Origin of the sequence: Marinobacter sp. OP 3.4 (genome assembly GCF_036224885.1) — a bacterium.
Lineage (GTDB): Bacteria > Pseudomonadota > Gammaproteobacteria > Pseudomonadales > Oleiphilaceae > Marinobacter.
The window spans coordinates 1-7,314 of record NZ_JAVVLT010000047.1; the positions used below are offsets into that span (position 1 = coordinate 1).

8 protein-coding genes and 1 pseudogene are annotated in these 7,314 nt (G+C 53.4%); 4 read left to right on the forward strand and 5 right to left on the reverse strand.

Annotated elements, in window-relative coordinates:
* The first annotated feature begins 640 nt into the window (after positions 1 to 640).
* A complete protein-coding gene (locus RO069_RS08700; RefSeq protein WP_228285437.1) occupies positions 641 to 1,885 on the forward strand; it encodes an alginate export family protein in 1,245 nt (414 codons plus the stop codon).
* A gap of 327 nt (positions 1,886 to 2,212) precedes the next feature.
* Positions 2,213 to 2,410 carry a hypothetical protein gene (locus RO069_RS08705; RefSeq protein WP_091855216.1) on the forward strand — a complete coding sequence of 66 codons (198 nt, stop codon included), beginning with the start codon at positions 2,213 to 2,215 and terminating at the stop codon, positions 2,408 to 2,410.
* A 421-nt stretch (positions 2,411 to 2,831) separates the two neighbouring features.
* Here RO069_RS08705 and RO069_RS08710 read toward each other — a convergent pair whose 3' ends face one another.
* The 5 genes and pseudogenes from RO069_RS08710 to RO069_RS08725 form a co-directional block, all read right to left on the reverse strand.
* Positions 2,832 to 3,329, reverse strand: coding sequence for a hypothetical protein (locus tag RO069_RS08710; RefSeq protein ID WP_248237039.1), 498 nt, complete (start codon positions 3,327 to 3,329; stop codon positions 2,832 to 2,834).
* A gap of 10 nt (positions 3,330 to 3,339) precedes the next feature.
* Positions 3,340 to 3,579 carry a hypothetical protein gene (locus tag RO069_RS08715; RefSeq protein WP_091855218.1) on the reverse strand — a complete coding sequence of 80 codons (240 nt, stop codon included), beginning with the start codon at positions 3,577 to 3,579 and terminating at the stop codon, positions 3,340 to 3,342.
* A 137-nt stretch (positions 3,580 to 3,716) separates the two neighbouring features.
* Positions 3,717 to 3,971 (reverse strand): annotated as a pseudogene (locus RO069_RS22105) (hypothetical protein); the annotation flags it as partial.
* A gap of 122 nt (positions 3,972 to 4,093) precedes the next feature.
* The gene (gene petA / locus RO069_RS08720; RefSeq protein WP_213477909.1) at positions 4,094 to 4,675 is read right to left on the reverse strand and encodes a ubiquinol-cytochrome c reductase iron-sulfur subunit; all 582 of its coding nucleotides are present in this window, start codon (positions 4,673 to 4,675) and stop codon (positions 4,094 to 4,096) included.
* Positions 4,676 to 4,750: 75 nt separating this feature from the next.
* Complete coding sequence (locus RO069_RS08725; protein ID WP_248237037.1) at positions 4,751 to 5,989, reverse strand: SAM-dependent methyltransferase; 1,239 nt, start codon at positions 5,987 to 5,989, stop codon at positions 4,751 to 4,753.
* Positions 5,990 to 6,421: 432 nt separating this feature from the next.
* Between RO069_RS08725 and RO069_RS08730 the strand changes: the two genes are divergently transcribed.
* A complete protein-coding gene (locus RO069_RS08730) occupies positions 6,422 to 6,694 on the forward strand; it encodes a DUF5676 family membrane protein (RefSeq protein ID WP_091854502.1) in 273 nt (90 codons plus the stop codon).
* A 40-nt stretch (positions 6,695 to 6,734) separates the two neighbouring features.
* Positions 6,735 to 7,310, forward strand: a complete 576-nt coding sequence (locus tag RO069_RS08735; RefSeq protein WP_328186785.1) for a heavy metal translocating P-type ATPase — start codon at positions 6,735 to 6,737, stop codon at positions 7,308 to 7,310.
* Positions 7,311 to 7,314 lie beyond the last annotated feature (4 nt).

Below are 7,314 nucleotides of genomic sequence, written 5' to 3' on the forward strand. Positions count from 1 at the left end.
GGGGGTGGGTCAAAATTAATGGCCAGTAGTGGGTCATTTTAATTGGCCACTAACACCGGGGAGGGTCACGAGATTTACTCTAGGCTGTGTATAGGGTCAGAGCTACGGCATCCTTCAGCGTCAAATCAAGTTGATTCTGAGAGGCGTCAAATTGTTTGTCGCATTATGCTGGTTTACTAAGCAGCCTCGCCGAACTGGAGCCGAGTCTGGGTTGTTCCTGCTGGTCTACTGGAGTTCTCGTTTTTCTGTCGAGTTTTCCGCCTCTCCGATCCGCATTTGGGGTTCATTGCCTTTGGCAGGCTGACTATGGGGCAGCTGTTAAATCTGCAAATGATCATTGGTGGCTTTTTCTAGGATTTGAGGAAATAAGCGCCGCACAGTCCTTCAAGCCCAGAGGTATCTCAATGGAATGAGCCGCAAACGAGGCCCGTAGGGACGGCTCTGTGAGACGGATGAGGTGATGGCACCTTGTCCTGCTCGTTTTGTCTGTGAGCTTTTGGAGGTACCCCTTGCGAGTCAGGCTCAATCTGACCGATATCAAGGTTGCCGCGGACATAGGCGCCCTAAACTGAATTATCGACTCATGAATGAAACATTGACTCCACTCACCCCTTATACGGCCACAGAAGGTACCACTAGGATGAAAACGATGCTAACGCCGCTCCCTGCCAGGAAAGGCCAAAGAAACCAGAAGTCGTTGCTGGCCTTGGCCATTGGTTCACTTCTGGCCTCTTCCGCGACGCCTGTCCTGTCCCAGACCCTTACCGACGCCTTGACCGGGGGAGCGGTTTCGCTTGAAGTTCGCTACCGTTACGAATTTGTGGATCAGGACAACCCTCTCGATCAAGCCCATGCTTCCACCGTTCGAACCCGACTGGGGTACCGGACTGGTGATTTCCAGGGGTTTGAGGTGTTTGCCGAGGCGGAAGATGTGACCGCTGTGGGGAATGAGAACTACAATAGCACCATTAATGATACAACCGATCACTCAGTGGTCGCTGATCCGACGGAAACCGAAGTCAACCAAATTTACGTACGTTACAAAGGCCTTCCGGATACCACACTGACCTATGGTCGTCAGCGCTTTGCTCTGGACAATCACCGGTTTATAGGCACAGTTGGCTGGCGCCAGAATGAGCAGACCTTCGATGCCTTTATCGGCGCCAACGAGTCGCTTCCAGACACGACGATTACAGCGGGCTATCTTTACAATGCTAACCGGATATTCTCGGACGCCAGCCCGAATGGCAATTTCCCCATGCAGTCGCCGATTCTTAATGTTCAGTATCAGGGGTTGGCCGCCGGAACCCTTACCGCCTACGGATATCTGTTCGACTTTACCACCGCAGACGTCAACTCAACCCAGAATTTTGGCTTGCGATTCACTGGTGGCACCGATGTAACGGAAGACGCCAAAGTCCTGTACACTCTGGAGTACGCAATCCAGAAGGACTATGCAGACAACCCGCAAAGCTTTGAGGCCGCCTATTGGCTGGCGGAAGCGGGCCTCGCCGCGTATGGCGTTACGGTCAAGGTGGGCATGGAAACCCTGGAGTCGGACGACGGCCGATCATTTCAGACTCCTCTGGCTACGCTTCACGCAATGAACGGTTGGGCCGACCAGTTCTTGGTCACCCCGGACGATGGCCTGCAGGATCTTTACGTATCGGCGGGTGCCGCAGTAAAGGGAGTCAAGTTGCTGGCCATATTTCATGACTACAGCAGTGACATCAATAGCTTGAGCTATGGCTCTGAGCTGGGGCTGCTGGCTGCCTACCCAGTCAACAAACATTACACGGTGGGTGCCAAGTTCGCCAGCTATGCCGAGGATGGTCGCGGTGTGGATACGGACAAGGCCTGGTTGTGGGGACAGGTCAAGTTCTGACTTTCTCACTGTTGCGTTAATCAGACATCCGCCTGAAAGAAAGCGGAGTCACCCCGACCGAGGGGAAGATAATCCGAATGGCAAGGGCCACTGGCTAACGGTGCGGTCGAGGAGGCCTCAGGAAGTTTTCCGCACACAACACGAATCGCGGTCAGCTCTGTTACGCAGGCGTGTGGCTGGCCGGCGATCATCCGCGACTTACGGGTCTTTAAGCCCTCCGCGAATGGTTTCAAGGACGGCGCTCGGTCCGTGGCAATGTCATAAATTTACAGAAATTGATGTGTTATCTATGCTTTATGCAGAAGCTAAACAACAAGGAGAAACAAGATGGGTAAAGCTATTAATGGTAAGTTCGAGAACATGGATCAGGCACACAATACGCGAGACGACCTTATTGGCAGCGAAATTCCACAGGATCTGATCTATATTGATAAGGATGAGCAGACGATCCGGGTGATGTTGCCGGCGGAGGAAGCAAGAGAAGTCTATGAAATATTTGACCGACACGGTGTCACTTATAAGTGAACGCTCGTTAACATAGATCCCTGATCTTCAAGCCGCCTTCTTTCGCCTTAGCTCCACTCGCATGACGTTAATACCGCCTGTGCGACCCAGCCGATCAACGTGGCGAGAGGCCCATAGGAGATGACGCCTTTATAATCCACGTCATAGGGAGCAAGCTCTTCCGCCAGATCGATATAGACCCTCGGGGTGACAAAATTGTTTTTGCTTTCAAAAGGTTCCTTTAAGCTGTCGCGAGTGGTTTACCCACCAACCATCAGATCTTTTAACCAACCCTGCTTCAGGCAGCGTTTGAACTCGCTGTGGCTCAGTTCCCTGTAGATGACGGTTATGCCCAGAAGCTCTGAAACAGCAACGCCCCCCCACACCGCGCCGCAAAAAGGTAGACTAAGTGTAGTTGATGCCTTTTCCCATGCTTTCTTGCTCAATGACAGTCACTGTTTTTGGTCAGGTGTGCGAGATTGTCGAGCTCACACTCCTCGCTGTAATGAATCAGCCCGCGTTTTACCTGTTCCGCCATACCTTTTGACAGCCGGGTTGCCGCCTGTTCGATGGTTTTTTCGATATCTTCCAGGGAAGCCTGCAGCAGATCGTAAGTCACATACAGCTCCTGATCCGTGAAGTCCACTGCATCAATACCCATCAGCGACTGCAGTGATGTTTTCAAATCAGCCTTGAGGTCATCGCTGATTATTTCGCGGAGTCGCATGCGGCGTTTTTTTAGAATCACTTGATTTTTCTGCTTGGGCGACAATCCGTGTTGAGGATCGCCCACAAACAGATGCGGGCGGGATTTAAATCGCTCCAGGCACTGACGCGAACAGAAATAGTGGTTGATACCCTGGTAATTCCATAGTAGCGAGCGATTGATTTTTTTCATATCACACACGGGGCAACGAATCGTGGACGCCAGCTTGTTCATCAAGCCCTCCTCAGGGGTTTTGGCCTATACCATTCAACAGTTGGTGTAGCTCGCTTTCAGTGGTTAATGCCAGCGTGGTGGAAGAGTCGATCACCCGGTTATAGGTCTCCAGGGTTTTGACAAAGTCATACAGATCACGGGATATTTCCGACTGGTTATACGCCGCTGCGTAAATTTCCGTGGCTTTCGCGTCCGCCACCCCCTGAATGGTTTGAGCTTCCCGATAGGCTTCAGACTCAATGCGCTGCAAATCCTTTTCCTTGTCGCCGATAATTAGCGGCTTCGCCGGCACCCTCGGAACGGAATCGCTCGGCAATCTGCTGGCGTTTGCTGATCATTCTGGCGAACGCTTTCATTGTAGTTGATCCGCTTAAAACGAATGTCGGGCAATTCAATGCCAAATTTAGCCATCTTTGCCGAAGCCGCGGCAGAGATGTCCGCTTCTATTAGCTGCCGCCCCCGTCGGACGGACCGCGGTTGGCCAATCACCGCTTTTGTGAGCGGCTGGTCGAAGGCGGGCTCCCTGCCTTTCTTGGTGTGTGCAAGTTCTATCAATTCGTGTTTGGCAACAGCTTTGCGGGTTTCACTACCGAGAATATCTTCCAGTCGCGACCGAACACTGTAATCGTCCCGCAACCGCAATGCCTATATACAGAGTGATCTGACGTGGTGAAACCGGTATATCCGACAAGGAGGGGCGGAATCGATCGTTCATGGTTGTTTCCTTTTATCGATTAATGATTCCTGCAATCGACGGACACGCGTTAACCGGTTGTGGCATCGGTGCCTATCTCCAACACATTGTTATCAAGATATTGATGTGGTGGAATAATCAGGTTGGTGGGTGCCGGTACGTTTTTAAAGACCCGACCGGCGAGGTCGAACTTCGATCCGTGGCAAGGGCAGAAAAACAATGCATGCTTGACCTCCTCCGTGCCCTCCGGCTCGTAGTTCGGAATGCAACCCAGATGCGTACAAATACCCACTGCCACCAAGATGTCCTCCCGGATACTGCGGTATTCATTCCTGGCATAATCTGCTTGTTGGTTGATCTCAGAGTCCGGATCGCGCAATTCCTGGCGATGCGTTGCCTCTCGTAAATTGTCCAAATTTTCGCTGGTGCGTCTCAGCACCCAGACCGGCTTACCCTGCCACGCCACCGTGATCATGGCGCCGGGTTCAATTTTGCTGGTATCTACCTTTACCGGAGCACCGACAGCTCGCGCCTTGGCGCTTGGGTTCCACGAGTTAATAAACGGGATGGCAGCACCCACCACGCCCGCCCCCGCGGCAAAAGAGGTGGCCGCAATCAGAAAGCGGCGCCGGGGTACATTGGCTTCATTCATCTTAAGTTTCTCCCTGATTCAGCGGTCGCATAATCATCAGTCGCTGTCGCCAACGCCCCGGGTCTAACGGGGCGACTACTTTCGACTTAACTCCACTTGCATGACATTAATACCCCCGGCCCGAAACATGCCGGCGCAACTGGCCAGGTAAAACCGCCACTTGCGCATGAACATTTCGCTGTACCCCAACGCCCCTATCGCCGATAGCTGTTCGTCCACGTTCGCCAGCCATTTTTCCAGCGTAATGGCATAATCCTGTCCGAACTGAAACACATCGTTCACCACCAGGCCGTTATCAGTGGCAACGGCTTCAAAACGCTCTCTGGAAGGCAGCATGCCACCGGGGAAAATATGCTTCCGCAAAAAGTCGTTGCCGGAGCGATACCGCTCAAATCGCTCCTCGGCAATGGTAATGGTTTGTATCAGTGCCTTGCCGCCGGGTCTCAGATAATCGTGTACATCCTTCATGTAAGTGGGCCAATAGGACTCGCCCACGTGTTCAAACATCCCGATTGATACCACGTAATCAAACGGCCCCGACAGTTCCCGATAGTCCTGTAAACGCACCTCGGTATTTCCCTCCAGTCCGGCGGACCGGAGTCGTTGGCGGGCACAATCCGCCTGTTCGCTGGACAAGGTTGCCCCGGTTACATGGCACCCGTGTGCAGTTGCCACTTCCATAAAACCGCCCCAGCCACAGCCTATTTCCAGGATGCGGCTTCCCCGTTCCGGTGCCAGTCGCTGAAGGATCCGCTCATATTTCGCTTGCTGTGCCTCGTAAAGCGAGAGGGACTCGTTGCCACCAAACAGGGCGCAGGAGTAGGTCATGCTCTTATCCAGCCAGAGCTGATAAAAATCGTTGCCTAAGTCGTAGTGCTCATGGACGTTTTCACGGCTGCGCTTAACCGTATTGGAAAACAACCGATGCTTGAACCAATGCCATAACCTGAGCCCCACGCTAGAGCGTAAAGCGCGGTCAAAAACGACTATGTTCACCGTGACAAGGCGCATTAGGGCAAGCAAATTGGGCGTGGACCATTTGCCTGCCATGTAGTCTTCTCCCAGTCCCACATCACCGTGGGTGATCAGACGATCAATGACATGCCACTGCAGGATTGTCATTTCTGCATGTACACCGTCTTGCTTCCCTTCATGGCACGTCTTTTCTCCATCTGGCCATGTAAGTGATAACGAGCCGAACTGAAGAGATCTCAGCGCCTTTCGAAAAAGATTGAGCTGAATGATGCTGCTTTTCCCCGCAGGCCTTTTTTGAGGCTCAAGGTGCATGCTTGCCGAGAAAGATTCGTTGCTCATGCCTTTCTCTCCTCAGAGTGTTCCTAGAAAACATGTTTCCAGTAAATTCAGTAACCGGCAAGTGCATGCGTCATCAATTTTAGGACATTGTTTCTAATTTGATCGAGATCAAGGTGTGCTCTGTTTCGGTCCGGTAATTCAGTTTGAATTCAGGCAGATGTGGTTGACTTGCGTCAGGAAATGCCATGCCCGGGCCTGAAGCAATGCAAAGGCAGCTGGTACAGCAGCAGACTGGAGAGGTCTTTATGGAATGGTTGGCGGAAAACTGGTTCTCGGTGCTTATTGGCATCGTTTTCGTGGGCATGCATATGTTCGGTCACGGAGGACATGGTGGTCACGGCGGGGGCGGGCATGGTGGACATAGTGCGCCGGACAAGTCGGAAAACGACCCGGACAGACGTTCTGGCCATCGGCATTAACGGAGGACGGAACATGCTTGACACAAGACTGGTTACCTGGGCGTTGGGCCTCTTTGCGGCGGTCACCTTCATCGTTTGCGTGATCTATGGACTGGTGACGCCGCAAAGCCTGCACATGCACACGTTTCTCGAGCAGGTGCTGCCGGCGTTCAAGTGGCTGACCTGGTGGGGATTTCTGCTCGGATTGATTGAGAGTTTTCTATATGGCGCTTATGTCGGGCTGGTGTTCTGCCCGATCTTCAATTGGCTTCATCGCCATCTCGGTGTCGGGCGCGCGTCGGGCTGACGAAAGCTCCGGTCTGCAAATAAGGAAAGGGAAACAAGGAATGAAAAATACCGTCGTGGAGATCCGCGGCTTGCTATCGGCACTGAGTGCCCGGGGCGTGGAGAAACAGCTATTGAGATTGCCCGGCGTCAAGAAGGCCGAGGTCAACTATGTGGCCGGCAGCGCGACCGTCACCTATGATGAGGCGACGGTGGACCTTGAGGCTATCAAGGCCCGGATACACGAGTGCGGCTATCACTGTTCCGGAGAACAGTTGCCCAGGCACGTTTGCGACCCGGGGGACCCGCCGACCGAAGCCGGGGCTGTGTCCACGCCCGTCCACGATGGCCATGCCTCCCACACCGGCCACGACGATACGGCGCATCCTGCTGAACACGGCGAACATACTGGCGCAAAGGACGAGATGGCTCACGAGATGGGCCACGGCGGCAGCATGGACATGCAGGCAATGGTGCGCGACATGCGCAACCGTTTCTGGGTCTGCCTGATCTTCAGCCTCCCGATTTTCATTTATTCGCCCATGGGTGGGATGTTCGAACCACCGGTGCCACCCTTCGGGCTGCGGCTAGCCCGGATTTCTCATGAACACTCGGATGGCAAATTTCTGCCAGCGTAGTGAC

Excerpts from the sequence above, each read along its gene's own strand:
- RO069_RS08700 (WP_228285437.1), top strand. The coding sequence starts at position 641 with ATGAAAACGATGCTAACGCCGCTCCCTGCCAGGAAAGGCCAAAGAAAC.
- RO069_RS08705 (WP_091855216.1), top strand. The coding sequence starts at position 2,213 with ATGGGTAAAGCTATTAATGGTAAGTTCGAGAACATGGATCAGGCACAC.
- RO069_RS08710 (WP_248237039.1), bottom strand. The coding sequence starts at position 3,329 with ATGAACAAGCTGGCGTCCACGATTCGTTGCCCCGTGTGTGATATGAAA.
- petA (WP_213477909.1), bottom strand. The coding sequence starts at position 4,675 with ATGAATGAAGCCAATGTACCCCGGCGCCGCTTTCTGATTGCGGCCACC.
- RO069_RS08725 (WP_248237037.1), bottom strand. The coding sequence starts at position 5,989 with ATGAGCAACGAATCTTTCTCGGCAAGCATGCACCTTGAGCCTCAAAAA.
- RO069_RS08730 (WP_091854502.1), top strand. The coding sequence starts at position 6,422 with ATGCTTGACACAAGACTGGTTACCTGGGCGTTGGGCCTCTTTGCGGCG.
- RO069_RS08735 (WP_328186785.1), top strand. The coding sequence starts at position 6,735 with ATGAAAAATACCGTCGTGGAGATCCGCGGCTTGCTATCGGCACTGAGT.